Annotated in this window: 20 protein-coding genes; 13 read left to right on the plus strand and 7 right to left on the minus strand. The window is 62.9% G+C overall.

Translation table 11 applies throughout. From position 1 onward, the window contains the following. Positions 1–49: 49 nt before the first annotated feature. The 3 genes from ACFOGH_RS10880 (at position 50) to ACFOGH_RS10890 (ending at position 2,613) form a co-directional block, all read left to right on the plus strand. Positions 50–856, plus strand: a complete 807-nt coding sequence (locus tag ACFOGH_RS10880) for a purine-nucleoside phosphorylase (protein WP_380073093.1) — start codon at positions 50–52, stop codon at positions 854–856. 78 nt (positions 857–934) lie between these two features. After that, positions 935–1,861: a sulfite exporter TauE/SafE family protein gene (locus ACFOGH_RS10885; protein WP_380073094.1), complete on the plus strand. Its 927-nt coding sequence runs from the start codon at positions 935–937 to the stop codon at positions 1,859–1,861. Further along, positions 1,858–2,613 (plus strand): TIGR02186 family protein, encoded by a 756-nt coding sequence (locus tag ACFOGH_RS10890; RefSeq protein WP_380073095.1) that lies wholly within the window; start codon positions 1,858–1,860, stop codon positions 2,611–2,613. The genes ACFOGH_RS10885 and ACFOGH_RS10890 overlap by 4 nt, the downstream gene beginning before the upstream one ends. A 79-nt stretch (positions 2,614–2,692) precedes the next feature. On the opposite strand, the gene ACFOGH_RS10895 is transcribed toward ACFOGH_RS10890, so the two are convergent. Genes ACFOGH_RS10895 through ACFOGH_RS10905 form a run of 3 tightly spaced genes read right to left on the minus strand, consistent with a single transcriptional unit; the run spans position 2,693 to position 4,943 of the window. Next, positions 2,693–4,000 carry an MATE family efflux transporter gene (locus ACFOGH_RS10895; protein ID WP_380073096.1) on the minus strand — a complete coding sequence of 436 codons (1,308 nt, stop codon included), beginning with the start codon at positions 3,998–4,000 and terminating at the stop codon, positions 2,693–2,695. Beyond that, complete coding sequence (locus ACFOGH_RS10900) at positions 3,997–4,512, minus strand: PaaI family thioesterase (RefSeq protein WP_380073097.1); 516 nt, start codon at positions 4,510–4,512, stop codon at positions 3,997–3,999. Before ACFOGH_RS10900 ends, ACFOGH_RS10895 begins: the two co-directional genes overlap by 4 nt. Beyond that, the gene (locus ACFOGH_RS10905; protein ID WP_380073098.1) at positions 4,509–4,943 is read right to left on the minus strand and encodes a PaaI family thioesterase; all 435 of its coding nucleotides are present in this window, start codon (positions 4,941–4,943) and stop codon (positions 4,509–4,511) included. The genes ACFOGH_RS10900 and ACFOGH_RS10905 overlap by 4 nt, the downstream gene beginning before the upstream one ends. 97 nt (positions 4,944–5,040) lie before the next feature. Here ACFOGH_RS10905 and ACFOGH_RS10910 point away from each other — a divergent pair, with 97 nt between their 5' ends. The 10 genes from ACFOGH_RS10910 to ACFOGH_RS10955 all read left to right on the plus strand — a co-directional run bounded on the left by ACFOGH_RS10910 (position 5,041) and on the right by ACFOGH_RS10955 (position 14,251). Continuing rightward, the gene (locus ACFOGH_RS10910; RefSeq protein WP_380073099.1) at positions 5,041–5,424 is read left to right on the plus strand and encodes a MerR family transcriptional regulator; all 384 of its coding nucleotides are present in this window, start codon (positions 5,041–5,043) and stop codon (positions 5,422–5,424) included. Between the two features lie 124 nt (positions 5,425–5,548). Then, positions 5,549–5,956: a MerR family transcriptional regulator gene (locus tag ACFOGH_RS10915; protein ID WP_380073100.1), complete on the plus strand. Its 408-nt coding sequence runs from the start codon at positions 5,549–5,551 to the stop codon at positions 5,954–5,956. Positions 5,957–6,008: 52 nt separating this feature from the next. Continuing rightward, positions 6,009–7,781, plus strand: a complete 1,773-nt coding sequence (locus ACFOGH_RS10920) for an acyl-CoA dehydrogenase C-terminal domain-containing protein (RefSeq protein ID WP_380073101.1) — start codon at positions 6,009–6,011, stop codon at positions 7,779–7,781. Between the two features lie 28 nt (positions 7,782–7,809). Next, positions 7,810–8,019, plus strand: a complete 210-nt coding sequence (locus tag ACFOGH_RS10925) for a hypothetical protein (RefSeq protein ID WP_380073102.1) — start codon at positions 7,810–7,812, stop codon at positions 8,017–8,019. Positions 8,020–8,304: 285 nt separating this feature from the next. Further along, positions 8,305–8,940 (plus strand): glutathione S-transferase family protein, encoded by a 636-nt coding sequence (locus ACFOGH_RS10930; RefSeq protein ID WP_380073103.1) that lies wholly within the window; start codon positions 8,305–8,307, stop codon positions 8,938–8,940. 9 nt (positions 8,941–8,949) lie between these two features. Further along, positions 8,950–10,161 (plus strand): acetyl-CoA C-acetyltransferase, encoded by a 1,212-nt coding sequence (locus ACFOGH_RS10935; protein WP_380073104.1) that lies wholly within the window; start codon positions 8,950–8,952, stop codon positions 10,159–10,161. A 2-nt stretch (positions 10,162–10,163) separates the two neighbouring features. Then, complete coding sequence (locus ACFOGH_RS10940; RefSeq protein WP_380073105.1) at positions 10,164–10,637, plus strand: hypothetical protein; 474 nt, start codon at positions 10,164–10,166, stop codon at positions 10,635–10,637. Further along, complete coding sequence (locus ACFOGH_RS10945) at positions 10,624–11,094, plus strand: cupin domain-containing protein (RefSeq protein WP_380073106.1); 471 nt, start codon at positions 10,624–10,626, stop codon at positions 11,092–11,094. Before ACFOGH_RS10940 ends, ACFOGH_RS10945 begins: the two co-directional genes overlap by 14 nt. Continuing rightward, complete coding sequence (locus ACFOGH_RS10950; protein ID WP_380073107.1) at positions 11,076–12,056, plus strand: cupin domain-containing protein; 981 nt, start codon at positions 11,076–11,078, stop codon at positions 12,054–12,056. The genes ACFOGH_RS10945 and ACFOGH_RS10950 overlap by 19 nt, the downstream gene beginning before the upstream one ends. Further along, the gene (locus ACFOGH_RS10955; protein WP_380073108.1) at positions 12,053–14,251 is read left to right on the plus strand and encodes a 3-hydroxyacyl-CoA dehydrogenase NAD-binding domain-containing protein; all 2,199 of its coding nucleotides are present in this window, start codon (positions 12,053–12,055) and stop codon (positions 14,249–14,251) included. Before ACFOGH_RS10950 ends, ACFOGH_RS10955 begins: the two co-directional genes overlap by 4 nt. Before the next feature lie 126 nt (positions 14,252–14,377). Here the strand turns inward: ACFOGH_RS10955 and ACFOGH_RS10960 are convergent, their stop codons facing one another. The 4 genes from ACFOGH_RS10960 to proC all read right to left on the minus strand — a co-directional run bounded on the left by ACFOGH_RS10960 (position 14,378) and on the right by proC (position 17,295). Beyond that, positions 14,378–15,034: a sulfotransferase family 2 domain-containing protein gene (locus tag ACFOGH_RS10960; protein ID WP_380073109.1), complete on the minus strand. Its 657-nt coding sequence runs from the start codon at positions 15,032–15,034 to the stop codon at positions 14,378–14,380. Positions 15,035–15,194: 160 nt separating this feature from the next. Beyond that, on the minus strand, positions 15,195–16,139 hold the full coding sequence (locus ACFOGH_RS10965) for a 2-hydroxyacid dehydrogenase (RefSeq protein WP_380073110.1): 945 nt from the start codon (positions 16,137–16,139) through the stop codon (positions 15,195–15,197). Beyond that, entirely contained in the window at positions 16,139–16,486 is a 348-nt protein-coding gene (locus ACFOGH_RS10970) for a tRNA-binding protein (protein ID WP_380073111.1), read from the minus strand. The genes ACFOGH_RS10965 and ACFOGH_RS10970 overlap by 1 nt, the downstream gene beginning before the upstream one ends. Next, positions 16,483–17,295 (minus strand): pyrroline-5-carboxylate reductase, encoded by an 813-nt coding sequence (gene proC / locus ACFOGH_RS10975; protein WP_380073112.1) that lies wholly within the window; start codon positions 17,293–17,295, stop codon positions 16,483–16,485. Before proC ends, ACFOGH_RS10970 begins: the two co-directional genes overlap by 4 nt. Positions 17,296–17,346 lie beyond the last annotated feature (51 nt).

Here is a 17,346-nt window from a genome sequence, read left to right on the forward strand (position 1 = left end):
GGTCCGGGGGATGTGAAATCCCCCGGCTCTTGCCAAAAAGGACCGCCCAATGCCTGATCAAACCGCCGCTCTTGTGGCCCAAATCCAATCCCGCGCCGGTGCCGCCCCGGTCAAACTCGGTCTGATCCTTGGCTCAGGGCTTGGCCATCTGGCGCAGTCGGTGCAGGGTGTGGCGATCCCCTATGCCGATCTGCCGGGGTTTCCGCATGTCGGCGTCTCGGGCCACAATCCCAATCTGGTGATCGGCGATCTCGAAGGCGTGCGCGTCGCGGTGTTTGGCGCGCGCGAGCATTACTATGAAAACGGCAACTCCGCTGCGATGCGCCTGCCGCTGACGGTGCTGAAAGCACTGGGGGCAGAGGCGTTGATTGCCACCAACGCCGCAGGCAGTTTACGCCCCGACATCCGCCCCGGCGATCTGATGCTGCTGAGTGATCACATCAACTTTTCGGGGCTGAATCCGCTGATCGGCGAGAAAACCGATGCGCGGTTTGTGCCGATGACCACGGCGCATGATCCTGTCCTGCGCGCGGGCCTCAAAGCCGCAGCGCAGGCGGTAAACGTCGCCCTGCCCGAAGGCGTTTATGCCTGGTATTCCGGCCCATCGTTTGAAACCCCCGCAGAAATCCGCGCCATCAAGATCCTGGGCGGTGATGCGGTGGGCATGTCCACCGTGCCCGAGGTCATTCTGGCGCGCTTTCTCGGCCTCAAGGTGGCTGCGATTTCCACCATCACCAACATGGCCGCCGGGATGAGCGACGAGCAGATCAGCCACGAGCACACCAAAGCCATGGCGCCGTTGGGTGCGGCGAAACTGGAACAGGTGCTGCGTCATTTTCTGCGCACGCAACTGTGACGGCCACAAGGGTTTGACAAGGCCGAAAAACCTGCGCAAGGCTTGAGGAAATTCCTTCTCTTTCCGGGCCTTGCGCCAATGCAAATCTACCTCCCCATTGCCGAGGTTTCGATCAACGCCTTCCTGCTTTTGGGATTGGGCGGCATCGTCGGCTTTTTGTCGGGGATGTTCGGCGTCGGCGGTGGCTTTCTGATCACGCCGCTGTTGCTCTTCGTCGGCGTGCCGCCCGGTGTGGCAGTGGCGACCGGGGCCAATCAGGTGGTGGCCTCGTCAATCTCGGGCGTGCTGGTGCAGATGAAGCGCAAGGGCGTCGATTTCCGCATGGGGTTGGTGCTGCTGGCGGGCGGTTTTGCGGGGTCTTTCATCGGCGTCAAGGTCTTCGCCTGGATGACGGCGCTGGGGCAGATCGACCTGTTCGTGCAGCTTTCTTATGTGCTGTTTCTGGGCCTGATCGGCGGCATGATGTTTGCCGAAAGCACCCGCGCCCTGCTGCGGGCGCGCAAGGCGGGGGCGGCTGCGCCGATCCGGCGGGCGCATGCGCATACTTGGGTGCATCGCTTGCCGTTGCAGATGAAGTTCCGCGCCTCGGGGCTTTACATCTCGGTTCTGCCCCCAGCCGCAATCGGCGCCGGCGTCGGCTTTCTGTCAGCGATCATGGGGGTGGGCGGCGGCTTTATTCTGGTGCCCGCGATGATCTATCTGCTGGGGATGCCGACACGGGTGGTGGTGGGCACATCGCTGTTCCAGATCATCTTCGTGACCGGTTTCACCACCATCATGCACGCGATCAACAGCCAGACCGTCGATATGATGCTGGCCTTCCTGCTGATTTTGGGCGGTGTGATCGGCGCACAGATCGGCGCGCGGCTGTCGACACGCCTGAAGGCCGAGCAGTTGCGCATCATGCTGGCAATCATGGTGCTGACCGTCAGCTTCAAGATCGCCCTGGACCTTTTGCTGCAACCGGCCGAGTTGTTCTCGGTGACACCGGGGCTGCTGCCATGATCCGCGCCTTGCTGTTTCTGCTGGCGCTTGCCAGCCCTGCGCTTGCGAATGAGGCTTTGGTCAGCGGTCTCAGCCAGAACCGCGTGCAGATCACCGCAAATTTTGACGGCTCCGAGATTCTGATCTATGGCGCGGTCAAGCGTGACAGCCCGCCCCCGAATGGCCCACCGCTTGAGGTGATCGTCACCGTCGAAGGCCCCAGCACCGGGCTGATCATCCGCCGCAAGGAACGCGTGGCCGGGATCTGGCTGAACCGCTCCTCCGTCACCGTCGATGCGGCGCCCAGCTTTTACGCAGTGGCAACCACCGACAAACTCGACAAAATCCTGTCCGGCACCGAGGATCTGCGCCACCACATCACCATCCCGCAAGTGATCCGCGCGGTGGGCATCAGTGATGAGGCCGAGAACGCCCCCGATTTCATCGCAGCGCTGGAGCGTATCCGGCTCGACGAAAGCCGCTACCGCATTGCCGAACGCTCGGTGCAGCTGGCCGATGAAACGCTGTTTCGCACCGATATCGCCCTGCCCGCAAACCTGACCGAGGGCAATTACAAAGTGCGCCTGTTCATCCTGCGCGGTGGCGCGGTGCTGGATACGCAAGAACGGCTGATCGCCGTGCGCAAGGCGGGGTTAGAGCGGTTTCTTTACAACCTCGCCCATCAGCAACCGCTGCTTTATGGCGTCATCTCGCTGGTGATGGCGGCAGCGGCGGGTTGGGCAGCTTCGGCAGCATTCCGCTTCGTCCGCTAAAGCGCAACGCCGCAATTCATGCTGCGGCAGCGCCGCCGCGCGGGGGCTCGATGCCCCCCAAGGCGGCACCCGCTTGCCGTCAGCGCAAGGCCGCAGGCAAAGCCCGCCACAGTGTCAGCGCGCGCAGCACGTTCAGCAGCATCAGCGCCGCCCACAGCCCATGATTGCCCGCCAGCGGGATCAGCACCACCAGCGCCAGCGCATAAAGCGCCACCGCAATCCCCATGGCGCGCAGCATCGCCCCGGTCAGCAGCGCGCCGATGAACACCCCATCCAGAATCCAGCTTGCCACCCCCAGCAGCGGTGCCGCCACCAACCACGGCAGATAGCGCCAGGCTTCGGCCTGCACATCCTGTGCCGTCGTCATCAACCCGATGATCTGGCCGCCAAACAGCGCAAACACCAGCGCCATCGCCGCCGCCCCGGCAAAGCCCCATTGCATCGCGATCACCTTCGCCCGCCGCGCCTGCGCCCATCCTTGGGCCCCAACCGCCTGCCCCACCAACGCCTCGGCTGCAAAGGCGAAACCATCCAGCGCATAGGCGGTCAGCTCCAGAAACTGCATCAGCACATGATTGGCCGCCAGCGTCACATCGCCAAATCGCGCACCCAGAAACACAAAGCTGGTGAACGAGATTTGCAGCAGCACCGAGCGGCCCATGATGTCGCGGCTGGCATGGAACATCGCGCGCAAGGGTGCAGCGTGAAACACGCGGCCCCAGGCTTGCGCCAGCACCGCGCCAAAGCCATCGCGCGCCAGCCACAGCGCCAAGGCCAGCCCCGCCCATTCGGCGATCAGCGTGGCCGTGGCCACCCCTGCCACGCCCCAATGCAGCCCCAGCACAAACCACAGGTTCAGCGCCACATTCAGCCCGTTCTGCACCAATTGCAGCACCAGCACCGCCCGCGTCCGCTCCAGTGCGATCAGCCAGCCGGACAGCGCATAGAGCATGATGGTGGCGGGCGCGCCCCAGATGCGGATGGCCAGATAGCTGCGGGCATAGCCTTCGACCGTGTCCGAGGCCGACGCCACCTGAAACGCCGCCCAGAACAGCGGCGCTTGCAGCAGGATCAGCGCCAATCCCGCAGCCCCCCCGATCAACAGCGCGCGCAAAAGCACCGCCGTCCGCTCGGCCAGATCACCCGCCCCATGCGCTTGCGCGGCAAGGCCCGAGGTCGACATCCGCAAGAACCCGAAAATCCAGTAAAGCGTGGTCAGGATCACCGCCCCCAACCCCACCGCCCCCAAAGGTGCCGCCTGCCCGATCTGCCCGATCACCGCGACATCCACCGCCCCCAGCAACGGCACCGTGGCATTGGCGATCACGATGGGAAACGCGATGCGCAGCAGGCGTTTGTGGCTGATCTCGGCGGCGGCTCGGCTCACGCAGTACCGTCCTGCGTGGGATCAGGCATCAGGCAATGCACCGAGCCCAGAGCAAAGGGGCGCGCGCGATTGTCCTGCCAAGCCTCGACCTGCACCGAAGCAAAGCGGCGGCCCGAACGGTTCACCGTGGCGCGCGCATAGCAATCGCGCGGCAGGCCCGCGCGCAGATAATCGACGGTGAAGTCGATGGTTTTCGGCAGCGGCGGCAATTGCCCAGCCGCCACCCCCGCCGGATCAATCCGCCCAGCCTCCAGATCATCCCACAGACTGCTCCACGCGAGGCCAATCAACGCCGTGACTTCCAGAAACGACGCCGTCACCCCGCCATGCAGCGCAGGCAGCGCCGGATTGCCGATCAGCATGTCGGAATAGGGCAGCCACGCCGTCAACTCATCGCCCCGCCGGTCAAAGCGGATGCCAAGGAACTGGATGTAAGGCACCGCCGCCACCAACCCCGCCAAGGCCGCATCGCGGCGGGATTTGACGACCTGCACAGGTTCAGGCCGCTTCATGGCGTGGCCCCTTTGGCGCGTTCCAGCGTGAAGGCCCCGGTGCCCATGGCGACAGGCCGCGCCGTATCCTCGTCGCAGGCCGTCACCCGCACAAACGCCACCGACCGCGTCACATGATGGCATTCTGCGCGCGCCGTAATGTTTTGCCCCGGTGTGGCCGGTCGCATGTAATCAATCCGCAGATCCAGCGTAGCGGTCGAGGTTGGCGCTGCCGGATGGCTCATCACCGACGCGCCCGATGCAGTATCCATCAGCGCCGAAATCGCCCCGCCATGCAGCACGCCGGTGCCCGGATCGCCCACCAGCCGCGCATCCCACGGCATCGTGATCGTGGCCCGCCCCGGCCCAAGTTCGGTCAACTCCATCCCCAACGCGCGCGAGAACGGCAGGGCTTGAATGAATTGGCGGGCGATGGTCAGAATTTCTGTCATGCCGCCATAATCCTTCGCCCAGCGCCAAGTGCAAGGGCCTGCTCACAATTCTTGCGCGCAACACAGCCAAGGCCTAGTCTGGCAGCGGGAGGCCACCATGTCCGAGACCAGGCTAAGCTTCAAGGAAATGTGCGCGAAGTTCGAGGTCACACCCCGCACCTTGCGCTATTACGAATATATCGAGCTTCTGGCCCCCGAAAAGGACGGCCGCGCGCGGTTTTACGGCCCGCGCGAAGTGGCGCGTATGACGCTGATCCTGCGCGGGCGGCGCTTTGGCTTCTCGCTGGAAGAAATCCGCCAATGGCTGCTGATCTATCGCCAGAAGGGCACGCAGCCGCAGCTAGAGCAATGGCTGAGCCTTGCCGATCGCCAGTTGGCAGACCTAACCCGCCAGCAGGCCGAGTTGGAAACCAGCATCAACGATCTGCGCGCCCTGCGCGAGACCGCAGCGGCGGAAATCCGCAAATTGTCCGAGGGCTGATCGGCGGATTGACATCACGTCACCCCGGTTTCTGACGTGACGTTACATTTACGTTAACGTCAAGCACTCTACTATGATGGCGAAAAGTTCCCATCTACCCGGCATGCTTTGCCGAGGACGTGCCATGACGCAGACTGAGACCCAGACTGAAACCCTTTCGATCCGCGAGATGTGCGATGCCTATCAGGTAACCGCGCGCACCTTGCGGTTTTATGAGGCCAAGGAACTGCTGTCGCCGATCCGCGCTGGCAGCAAACGGCTGTATACCAAGCAGGATCGCGCGCGCTTGCAACTGATCCTGCGCGGCAAACGGTTTGGCTTCAGCCTCGAAGACATCCGGCAACTGCTGGATATGTATGACCGAAACGGCAGCAATCAGGCGCAACTGTCGCGCACCTTCGATCTGGGTCAGGACCGTCTGGCGCAGATGAAAGCACAACGGGATGAGCTGAGCATCGCCATCGCCGAATTGGAAACCGAATTGCACAGCGCGGCCCAAACCTTGGCCGCCTTCCGCGCTGCCGCCGAATAGAGACGACCCGCAGACAGACCACCGCAGACAGCCGAATTGAGGAGTAAGGCCGATGACCAGCTACACAGCCCCGCTGAAAGACATGCAGTTCCTGCTGCAAGATGTGCTGGGGGTCTCGGGCCGCGACATTCCCGGTTACAGCGATCTGGACGCGGGTTTCACCGCCGCCGTGCTAGAGGAAGCGGGCAAACTGGCATCGGACGTGCTGGAGCCTCTGAACGCGGTGGGCGACCGGGAAGGCTGCGTTCTGGAAAACGGCGTGGTGCGCACGCCCACCGGCTTCAAGGCGGCGTTTGATGCGGTCAAGGCGGGCGGCTGGACAGCGCTGGATTGCGACCCGGAATATGGCGGCCAAGGTCTGCCTTACGTGATGGCAACGGCGGTGGGCGAGATGTTCGTCTCGGCCAACATGGCCTTCAACATGTATCAGGGCCTCACCCACGGCGCCTATTCCGCGATCCACACCCATGGCTCGGCCGAGCAGAAGGCGACCTATTTGCCTAAAATGGTCTCCTGCGACTGGACCGGCACGATGAACCTGACCGAGCCGCATTGCGGCACCGATCTGGGCCTGATGCGCACCAAGGCCGAGCCGCAGGCGGATGGCAGCTACAAGATCACCGGCACCAAAATCTTCATCTCGGCAGGCGAGCATGACATGGCCGAGAACATCATCCATCTGGTGCTGGCCAAGGCTCCGGGTGGCGGCGAAGGCACCAAGGGTATCTCGCTGTTCATCGTGCCGAAGTTTCTGATCAATGCCGACGGCTCTTTGGGCGCGCGCAACGGCGTGGCGGTCGGCAAGGTCGAAGAAAAGATGGGCATTCACGGCAACGCCACCTGCGTGATGAACTATGACGGCGCTGTGGGCTACCTGCTGGGCGACCTGCACAAGGGCATGCGCGCCATGTTTACCATGATGAACGAGGCGCGTCTGGGCGTGGGTCTGCAAGGCTACGCCGTGGCCGAGGCTGCCTATCAAAACAGCCTCGCTTACGCGAAAGACCGTCTGCAGGGCCGCGATGTGACGGGCGCGCAGAACCCGAAAGGCCCGGCTGATCCGCTGATCGTGCATCCCGACATCCGCCGCAACCTGATGGATCAGAAAAGCTTTGTCGAAGGCGCGCGGGCGTTCACCTATTGGGCGGCCTCGATGATCGACCAATCGGTGCGCGCGGGCGATGCCGATGCCGAAGGTCTGGTATCGCTGCTGATCCCGGTGCTGAAAGGCTTCCAGACCGACAAGGGGTTTGAGATGGCGGTGCAGGCCCAGCAAATCTGGGGCGGCCACGGCTATATCGAGGACAACGGCGTATCGCAATTCGTCCGCGACGCCCGCATTGCGCAAATCTACGAAGGCGCCAATGGCGTGCAGGCGCTTGATTTGGTAGGCCGCAAACTCGCCACCGATGGTGGCAAGCATGTGATGGCGTTCTTTGCGCTGGTCAAAGCCTTCATCAAGGAAAATGAGGCCGATACGCGGATGCAGCCCTATCTCGATCCGCTGAAAGCCGCGTCCAAGGATGTGCAGGCGGCGGCGATGTTCTTCATGAACAACGCAATGAAAAACCCGAATGCGGCGCTGGCGGGGTCTTATGACTTCATGACCATGATGGGCCACACCTGCCTGGGCCTGATGTGGGCCAAGATCGCCAAGGCCGCCTTTGCCGGGCTGGATACAGGCGGCGATGCCGATTTCCTGAACGCCAAACTGGCCACCGGGCGCTATTACATGCAGCGGCAACTGCCCGCCACGGCGATGCACCTCGCGCGGATTGAATCGGGGGCCGATCCGGTGATGGCGCTGGCCGCAGAGGCGTTCTAAGCTGACGTATAGGTCAACGGAGAAACCCATGCCGAAACGCTTCCGCCTCACCCGCCGCTTTCCGGTCGCCATGACCGAGGATGGCTATCGCCGCCTGAAAACCTTTGCCAAAGAGGCAGGTCTGGATGAGGGTGAGGCACTGTCGTTTCTGTTTGAGAACTACTCAAGCGTGATCAACCACGACAACCTGACGCATCGCTTGCGGCTGTTCAATTCGGAACTGGAGGCGCGCAAGTAACCACCCGTCCGCCGGTTGATCTGTCGAAGCCTCCGGCGGGAGTATTTAGGCCAAGATGAAGCGTAAGGCGTGATCACCCTGCGACCGCACTTACGGCTTGGCTATCCGATTTAAGCAGACGCAGGGCTTCACCTTGGGCGGCCATCGGCTCTCCAGCCTGTGCCGCAAGACGAGACTGCCGAGGAATGGTTAACGAATCGTTCTTCATCTTGGCGAAAATACTCTCCGGGGGTCCGGGGGTGGAAAACCCCCGGCTTTTTCGGGATCAACAAAGGGCGTTAAGCGATGACCGCACAACTCTACTGCTTTGGCGAATCCGGCAATGCCTACAAGGTCGCACTGGCGCTGACCTTCGCCGATATGGAATGGCAGCCGGTGTTTGTTGATTTCTTCAACGGCGGCACCCGCACACCCGAGTTCCGCGCGATCAATGAGATGGGCGAGGTGCCGGTACTGGTCGATGGCGACACCACGCTGACGCAATCCGGCGTGATCCTCGATTACATCAGCAGCAAATCCGGCAAACTCGGCGGGCGCTCCGCGGCAGAGCGGCGCGAGGTGTTGCGCTGGCTGTTCTGGGACAATCACAAGCTGTCCACCCAGATCGGCACCGCGCGGTTTCTCGCAAACTTCCTGCCCGCAGACAAACGCCCCGAAGGCGTGGTGCCCTTCCTGCAGGGTCGCCTGAAAGCCGCCTATACCGTGCTGAATGGCCATCTCGAGGGGCGCAAATGGGTCGCGGGTGAGGCGATGACCATCGCAGACCTCTCGCTCTGCGGCTATCTTTACTACCCCGAACCTTTCGGTTTTGACCGCAAGGATTGGCCCCATATCGACGCCTGGCTGGACCGCATCGCCGCCCAACCCGGCTGGAAACATCCCTATGATCTGATGCCCGGCAATCCCTCTGACCGGGCGTAAGGAGGCAACATGACCGACGCTTTTATCTATGACGCCGTGCGCAGCCCGCGTGGCAAGGGCCGCCCGGATGGCGCTTTGCACGAGCTGACCTCGGTGGCGCTTTCCGCCAAGATCCTGGATGCTATCCGCCTGCGCAACGGGCTGGAAGGCCACGCGGTCGAGGATGTGATCTGGGGCAATGTCACCCAGGTCGGCGAACAGGGCGGCTGTCTGGCACGCTCGGCGGTGCTGGCCTCGGGCTTGGATCAGTCGATCCCCGGCCTTGCGATCAACCGCTTTTGCGCATCGGGGATGGAGGCGGTGAACCTTGCCGCCAATCAGGTGAAGGGCGGCGCGGGTCAGGCCTACATCGCGGGCGGGGTCGAGATGATGGGCCGGGTTGCCATGGGCTCGGATGGTGCCGCGATCGCGGTTGATCCGGGTCTGGCGATGAAAACCTATTTCGTCCCTCAAGGCATTTCCGCCGACATCATCGCCACCGAATACGGCTTTACCCGTGAGATGGCCGATGCTTTGGCGGTGGAATCGCAAGAGCGCGCCGCCGCCGCTTGGGCCGACAACCGCTTTGCCAATTCTGTTGTGCCGATTCTTGATCAGAACGGTCTGACCATCCTCGACCGCGATGAATACATGCGCCCCGGCACCGATATGGCCACCTTGGCCGCCCTGCGCCCTGCGTTCAAGGACATGGGCGAAAGCATGCCCGGTTTCGACAAGATCGCACTGATGAAATACCCGCATCTGGAGCGGATCAACCACATCCACCACGCTGGCAACTCATCCGGTATCGTTGATGGCGCGGCGGCGGTGTTGATCGGCAATGCCGAATTTGGTGCAGCGCATGGGCTGAAACCCCGTGCCCGCATCCGTGCCACTGCCAAGATAGGCACCGATCCCACTATCATGCTGACCGGCCCGGTGCCTGTAACCGAGAAAATCCTGCGCGACGCGGGCATGGCGATTGGCGACATTGATCTGTTTGAGGTCAACGAGGCCTTCGCCAGCGTCGTCTTGCGCTTTCAGCAGGCCTTCGACGTTGACCCGGCGCTGGTCAACGTCAACGGCGGCTCGATTGCCTTGGGGCATCCTTTGGGGGCCACCGGGGCGATCATCATCGGCACCCTGCTGGATGAGTTGGAACGCAGCGGCAAATCGGTTGGCCTTGCCACGCTCTGCATCGCTTCGGGCATGGGGGCTGCGACCATCATCGAGCGGATGTAGTCATGCCGGGGCAGGTCTTTACCGCATTGGGCGAAAGGTTGACGCGGGCATTGCTCGACGGCGACTTCCCCGCCTATGCCAGCGTAATGGCCCTGCCCCTGACCATCACGCCGCGCGGCGATGTCGCCTATGTGCTGCACAATGCCGACGAATTGCGCGCCGACTTTCAGCTTTATCACGATAACCTGAAAGGCCGGGGTGTGACGGATATCTTCCGCCAGATCAATGAGATCGCCGTGATTGATCAGTCGCATCTGCGGGTGCGCTGCACCATTCACATCATGGTGGGCGCGCAGCGCATCGTTGAACCCTTTGTCTCGCATTTCGTGCTGACAGAGACACCAGACGGCTGGCGGATCGCCGAGATTGAAAGCGTGCGCGGGCATATCCGGTTCAGTTTGGGGTTGTCGGAAATCACCGGCGGCGCATTCACGCCCGTATCGGCGGCAGAGGGGGAAAGCGATGACGAAACTTGATCTCAGCAAGGTGCCGCTGAAAACCGGCTCGATCTATCCATCCCCCTATGCCGAGATGATGGCCGGGCGCAGCAGCCTGCGCTTGGGCGATGCGGGCGGCTTGACGCAATTTGGCGTCAATATGGTGATCCTGCAGCCGGGGGCCTTGTCCAGCTTGCGGCATTGGCACATGGCCGAAGATGAATTTGTCATGGTGACGCAAGGTGAATGCGTGCTGGTGCAGGATGCGGGCGAAACCGTGATGCAGGCGGGCGATTGCGTGGCGTTTCCGGCGAACGTGCCGGACGGGCATCATTTCATCAACCGCTCGGGCGCAGAAGCGCGGTTTCTGGTGGTGGGCAGCAAGGCCAAGCGTGAGGTCGCCACGTACTCCGACGTCGATCTGGTGCTGACGGTTGAGGCTGGGCAGGCCACCTACACCTACAAGGACGGCACCAAATGGGAGGGGCCGCGGTGAAGCTGGAGCCAAACCAGATACTCCACGAAGACGACGGCGCGCTGCCGCTGTCCAACGCTGGCGGGCTGACGCAGTTCGGGGCGTATCTGGCAACGCTGGCACCCGGGGCCTATTCCTCCACCCGGCACTGGCACAGCGCCGAAGATGAAATGGTCTATCTGCTGGACGGTGCCGCGACGGTGATCGACGACGACGGCCCGCATCTGCTGCATCCCGGCGATGCGGCCTGCTGGGGGCACGGCGATCCGAATGCGCATCATCTGCACAACCACACCGAACAACCCTGCCGCTATCTGATCATCGGCACACGGGTATCGGGAGACATCTGCACCTATCCCGATACCGGCGACCGGCAGATCAACACCGCAACCGATTGGCGGGTTGAGGCCGCCGATGGCACCGTGCTGCGCGGCGGTGCCTTGCCGCCCGAACTGCTGAACCTGCCCGAAGTCTGGGGCAAACCCTTTGATCCCGCACCACAATTCCCGCGCATCCTGCCGGATGCATCCCGGCCGTGGGTTGACGCCGAAGACGCAGAACATGCGGTCTTGGGCAAAGGCCTGGGCGCTTATCGGTATCAGCTGATCTCAGACTTGGGCGGTCTCAGCCAATTCGGCGCCTTCATCGAAGAACTGCCCCCCGGCGCGTTTTCCGGCCACCGCCATTGGCACGAGGCCGAGGATGAAATGGTCTACATGCTGTTGGGCGAAGCGGTGCTGATCGAAGATAGCGAAACCACCCTGCGCGCAGGCGATACCGCTTGTTGGCCTGCGGGCACGCCGATCGGGCACCGTATCGCCAACCGCAGCAACGCGCCCCTGCGCTATCTCGTTATCGGCACACGCCACCAGCGCGATGTGATCCACTACACCGACCACGATCTTATCACCCACAAAGACGACCCCGCCCGGCGCTACCTGCGCCGTGACGGCACCGCACACCCTGACCGGAGAATGCCATGACTGATTCTACATCGACCGATTTCACCATGACCACAGATGCCGATGGCGTTGCCACCATCACTTGGGATGTGGCGGCAAAGTCGATGAACGTGATGTCCACGGCGGCCTTCGCCGCTCTCAGCGGCTTGGTGGATCAGGCTTTGGCCGATGCCAGCGTCAAGGGCATCATCATCACCAGCGGCAAGAAAGATTTCGCGGGCGGCATGGATCTGAACGTCATCGCCGAAATGCGCGCAGGCGGGGCGCAGGCGATTTTCGACGGCGTGATGACCATGCACAAGGTCTTGCGCAAGATCGAACTGGCGGGGATGGACCCCAAAACCAAAAAGGGCGGCAAGCCAATCGTGGCGGCCCTGCCCGGCACCGCCTTGGGCATCGGGCTGGAACTGCCGCTGTCCTGCCACCGCATCATCGCGGCGGATAACCCACGCGCCAAGATCGGCCTGCCCGAGATCATGGTCGGCATCTTCCCCGGCGCGGGCGGCACCACGCGCCTTGTGCGTAAACTCGGCGCGATGATGGCCGCCCCCTTCCTGCTGGAAGGCAAGCTCTCTGATCCCAAAGCTGCCAAGGCGGCAGGTCTGATTGACGAAGTCGTCGCCCCCGATCAACTGCTCGCCCGCGCGAAAGAATGGGTGCTGGCCGCGAAAGACGCCGATCTGATCAAACCGTGGGACGACAAAGGCTATAAAATGCCCGGCGGCGCGCCCTATCATCCGGCGGGCTTCATGACCTTTGTCGGCGCAAGCGCCATGGTGCTGGGCAAGACCATGGGCGTCTACCCCGCCGCAAAGGCCCTGCTCGCGGCCGTCTACGAAGGCGCGTTGGTTCCCTTCGACACCGCCCTGCGGATCGAGGCACGGCATTTCACCTCGGTTCTGCTGAACCCGTCCTCCTCGGCGATGATCCGCAGCCTGTTCATCAACAAAGAGGCGCTGGAGAAAGGCGCAAACCGCCCCGCCGTTGCCGATCAATCGGTGAAAAAGCTGGGCGTGATCGGCGCAGGCATGATGGGGGCTGGCATCGCCTATGTCGCGGCAAATGCCGGGATCGAGGTGGTACTGATCGACGCCACACAGGAAAGCGCGGATCGCGGCAAATCCCATTCGGCAGACCTGCTCGACAAGGGCATCCAGCGCCGCAAGGTCACGCCCGAGAAAAAGGCCGAAGTGCTGGCACGGATTACCGCGACCACCGATTACACCGCACTCGCAGGCGCTGATCTGGTGGTCGAAGCCGTGTTCGAAGACCCGAAAGTGAAGGCCGAAGTCACCGCCAAGGTCGAAGCCGCCGTAGGGGCCAATTGCATCTATGCGTCCAACACCTCCACCCTGCCGATCTCGATGCTGGCCAAAGCCTCGGCCCGCCCCGATCAGTTCATCGGCATCCATTTCTTCAGCCCCGTCGACAAGATGAACCTGGTCGAGATCATCCGCGGCAAACAGACCGGCGATGTCGCCGTCGCCAAGGCGCTGGATTTCGTCCGCGCCATCCGCAAGACCCCCATCGTGGTAAACGACGCGCGGTTCTTCTACGCCAACCGCTGCATCATCCCATACATCAACGAAGGCATCCGCATGGTCGCCGAAGGGGTGGAACCGGCACTGATCGAGAATGCTGCGAAACTGGTGGGCATGCCGCTCGGCCCGCTGCAACTGGTCGATGAAACCTCGATTGATCTGGGCGTAAAGATCGCCAAGGCGACGAAAGCCGCGATTGGCGATGCCTACCCCGATGGCGCGGTGGATGCGGTGCTGTTCTGGATGGCAGACCAAGGCCGCCTGGGCAAAAAGGCCAACGCCGGGTTCTATGCTTATGATGCCGCAGGCAAACGCGAAGGCCTGTGGGAGGGGCTGTCGGCCAAATACCCGCACCAGACCGACCCGGACCTCACCACCGTGCAGCACCGCCTGCTGATGGCGCAAGTGCTGGAAGCCGTGCGCGCGCTGGAAGAAGGCGTGCTGACCGACATCCGCGAAGGCGATGTGGGGGCAATCCTCGGCTGGGGTTTCGCGCCGTGGTCGGGCGGTCCGTTCTCGTGGCTCGACATCATCGGTGCAGCCCGCGCGGTCGAGATTTGCGAAAAGCTGCAGGCAGAATTTGGCAGCCGCTTTACCGCCCCTGCCCTGCTGCGCGAGATGGCTTTGAGCGGCGAAAGCTTTTACGGCCGCTTTGGCGCGCAGAAGGCAGCATAACCACCCGGTGACAGGCTTTTCGCAATCAACCACAACATGTTGTGGAAAAACTGCCAAAACCTACCCAAAACCACAAGTCATTCCCAGTTGGGAATGACTTTTGAGCAATCCGCCCAAGCGGCACGGTCAATCGGGATCAAAGCGATAGCCAAACCGGATGATATCCTCGGCGCTGATCTGCGCCACCAGCGCGGCATCGGCATCCGAATAAAACCCGCGCCAATCGCGGGCGCGCTCTGAAGTATTGGCGGTTGGCACGGGGGTGATGCGAAAGCCAAGATGCGCCTCAAACCGGGCCAGATCGGCGTCCAGATGTTCCAGCCGCGCATAAAGGCTGGCGCGCTCAAACCCAAGCCGGTCGCGCATATAGGCGGTATAGGGCCAAAGCGCGAAGGCGGTGCGGGTCTGGGCATGGTTCAGAAAGCCGCTGAAGTCATGCGATTTCGCCAGACCGACCGCCGGATGCGCAAAATTCTGGCCGCGCAGCCAGTGATAATAGCTGACGGCGCGGTCCCATGGATTGCGCACCAGCGTCAGCGTGAAGAAATCGGCAATCTCGGTATCCGAAACCAGCCCGGCAATGTCGGACAGCGTCGAATGCTTCCAAAGCCGCCCCGCCGCCTTTACCCCCTTCAGCCGCCCCTTGCGCGCCCGCGCTTTCGGGGTATCGCCGATCAGGATGTCGTCCTTCATCGCACGATCTTCCAGCGCGAGGCTCAGCGCCGTGCCGCCAGTCTTAGGGATATGCACAAAGATATAACGCCGCCCGCGTGAGATGATCATGGCATCCCCCCCAACCAGATGCCGGTCTCAGGGGCATCGAGCCCCTTCCCCCGGCTTTGGCGCTTGGGCTTCATCTTGGCATAAATACTCCCGCCGGAGGCTTCGCCATCGGCCCCGGAAGCCTCCGGCGGGAGTATTTGCGCCAAGATGAAGCCTATCATCAGACGGGGTTGGGCAAGGGTTGCCCATCCTGAAACGCGATCAGATTGGCGACGGCCATCATGCCCATCGCGGTGCGGGTTTCCAGAACAGCGGTGCCAAGGTGCGGCAGCAGGGTGACGTTTTCCATACCGATCAGCGCAGGGCTGACGACGGGTTCGTGTTCATAGACATCCAGCCCCGCGCCCGCGATCTGCCCCGTTTGCAGCGCCGCGACAAGCGCTGCTTCATCCACCACATCGCCACGCGCGATATTGATCATGATCGCATGCCGCGACATTTGCGCCAAGGCGGCGGCGTTGATCAGATGCCGCGTGGCCGGGCCACCCGGCACGGCGATGACCACGAAATCGGCTTGCAGCACCTCTGCCATCGGCACTTGCCGCGCGGGAACACCGGCATCGACGGTCGAGCGGTTGTGATAGATCACCTGCATGCCAAAGCCAAAATGGCAGCGTTGCGCAATCGCACGGCCGATCCGCCCCATGCCGATGATGCCAACCGTCTTGCCAGAGACGGGCGCGCCCAGCATCTGAACCGGGTGCCAGCCCTGCCATGCGCCCGCCCGCAGCATCCGCTCACCCTCGCCCGCGCGCCGCGCCGTCATCAGCATCAGGGTCAGCACCACATCTGCGGTGGCATCGGTGACAGCGCCGGGGGTATTGGTGACGGCAATGCCCAGCGCCTTGGCAGCGGCGGTGTCGATATGGTTGTAGCCAACCCCGAAATTGGCGAGCAATTTCGCCCGTGGTTGCGGCACATCGGCAAAGACCTCGGCCTTGAACAGATCACCAAGGGTCGGCAGCACGACATCGAAATCGCTCAGGGCCTGGCGCAATTCGGCGTGATTCAGCGGCAGGGTGCTGGCGCGGGCGGTCACGTCAAACCGGGCACGAGCGGCCTGCATGACGGGATCGGGCAAGGGGCGGGTGATCAGCAGTTTCATCAAAACAGTTTACCTCCCAGCGGCACCGCCTGATCCGGCGCGATCAACACCACCTCGCCTGCGGCATCGGGCAGGCCAAGCACCAGCACTTCGGACAGCAACTTGCCGATCTGGCGCGGCGGAAAATTGACCACGGCCAGCACTTGCCGCCCGATCAGCGCCTCGGGGGTGTAATGCGCGGTGATCTGTGCGGATGAGCGTTTCTCGCCAATCTCGGGCCCGAAATCGAGCCAGAGCTTGATCGCGGGTTTGCGCGCTTCGGGATAGGGTTCGGCGCGGGTGATGCGGCCAACGCGGATATCCACTTTGGCGAAATCGTCGTAGGTGATCTGGGCAGAGCTGGTCATTTCCCCAACTCCCGCCCGCGATCTGCGGCGGCTTTGACGGCGCGTTTCAGCAGCGGCGGGAAGCCCGAGGTTTCATCCATCAGCACGCCCAGCGCTGCCGCCGTCGTGCCACCCGGCGAGGTCACATTGATGCGCAACTGTGCAGCGGGCTCGCTGGATTGGTAGGCGAGTTCGCCAGCCCCGCAGACCGTGGCCCGCGCCAGTTTCATCGCCACATCGGCAGAAAGCCCCTCGGCCTCGCCCGCCGCCGCCATCGCTTCGATCAGATGGAAGACATAGGCGGGGCCAGAGCCGGACACCCCCGTCACCGCGTCAATCTGGTGCTCGCCATCGAGTTCAACCACTTGCCCCACCGCCAGCATCAACTGATGCGCCAGCGCCAGCCCCGCAGCCCCGGCATGGGCGTTGGCGCAGATGCCGGTGATGCCACGGCCAACCATTGCGGGCGTGTTTGGCATGGTGCGCACGATCGGGGTTTGTGCGCCCAAGGCCGCCTCAAACGTGGCGATCGAGGTGCCCGCCGCGATCGAGACAAACAATGTCTTGCCGTTGCCCAGCGCCTGCAAGGCGGGCAGCGCCGCGCCCATCATCTGCGGCTTGACCGCCAGCACGGCCACCGCAGGCGCTGCCGGCATACCAGCGTTCAGATGCACACCGGTGGCTTGCAGCCAATCGGTCGGGTGCGGTTCGATGACCCAGACGCTTGTCGCGGGCACTCCGGCCGCCAGCCATCCGGTCAGCAGCGCGGTGCCCATCTTGCCGCAGCCCAACAAAACCAACCCGTCGCGGGCAACCCCATCCAGCATCATCGAAAACTCCCCTTTTGCCGCGAGGGTAATGCGCTTTGCCGCGACATTGAA

The sequence above is a fragment of the Cypionkella sinensis genome (genome assembly GCF_042646385.1).
GTDB classification, from domain to species: Bacteria; Pseudomonadota; Alphaproteobacteria; order Rhodobacterales; family Rhodobacteraceae; genus Cypionkella; species Cypionkella sinensis.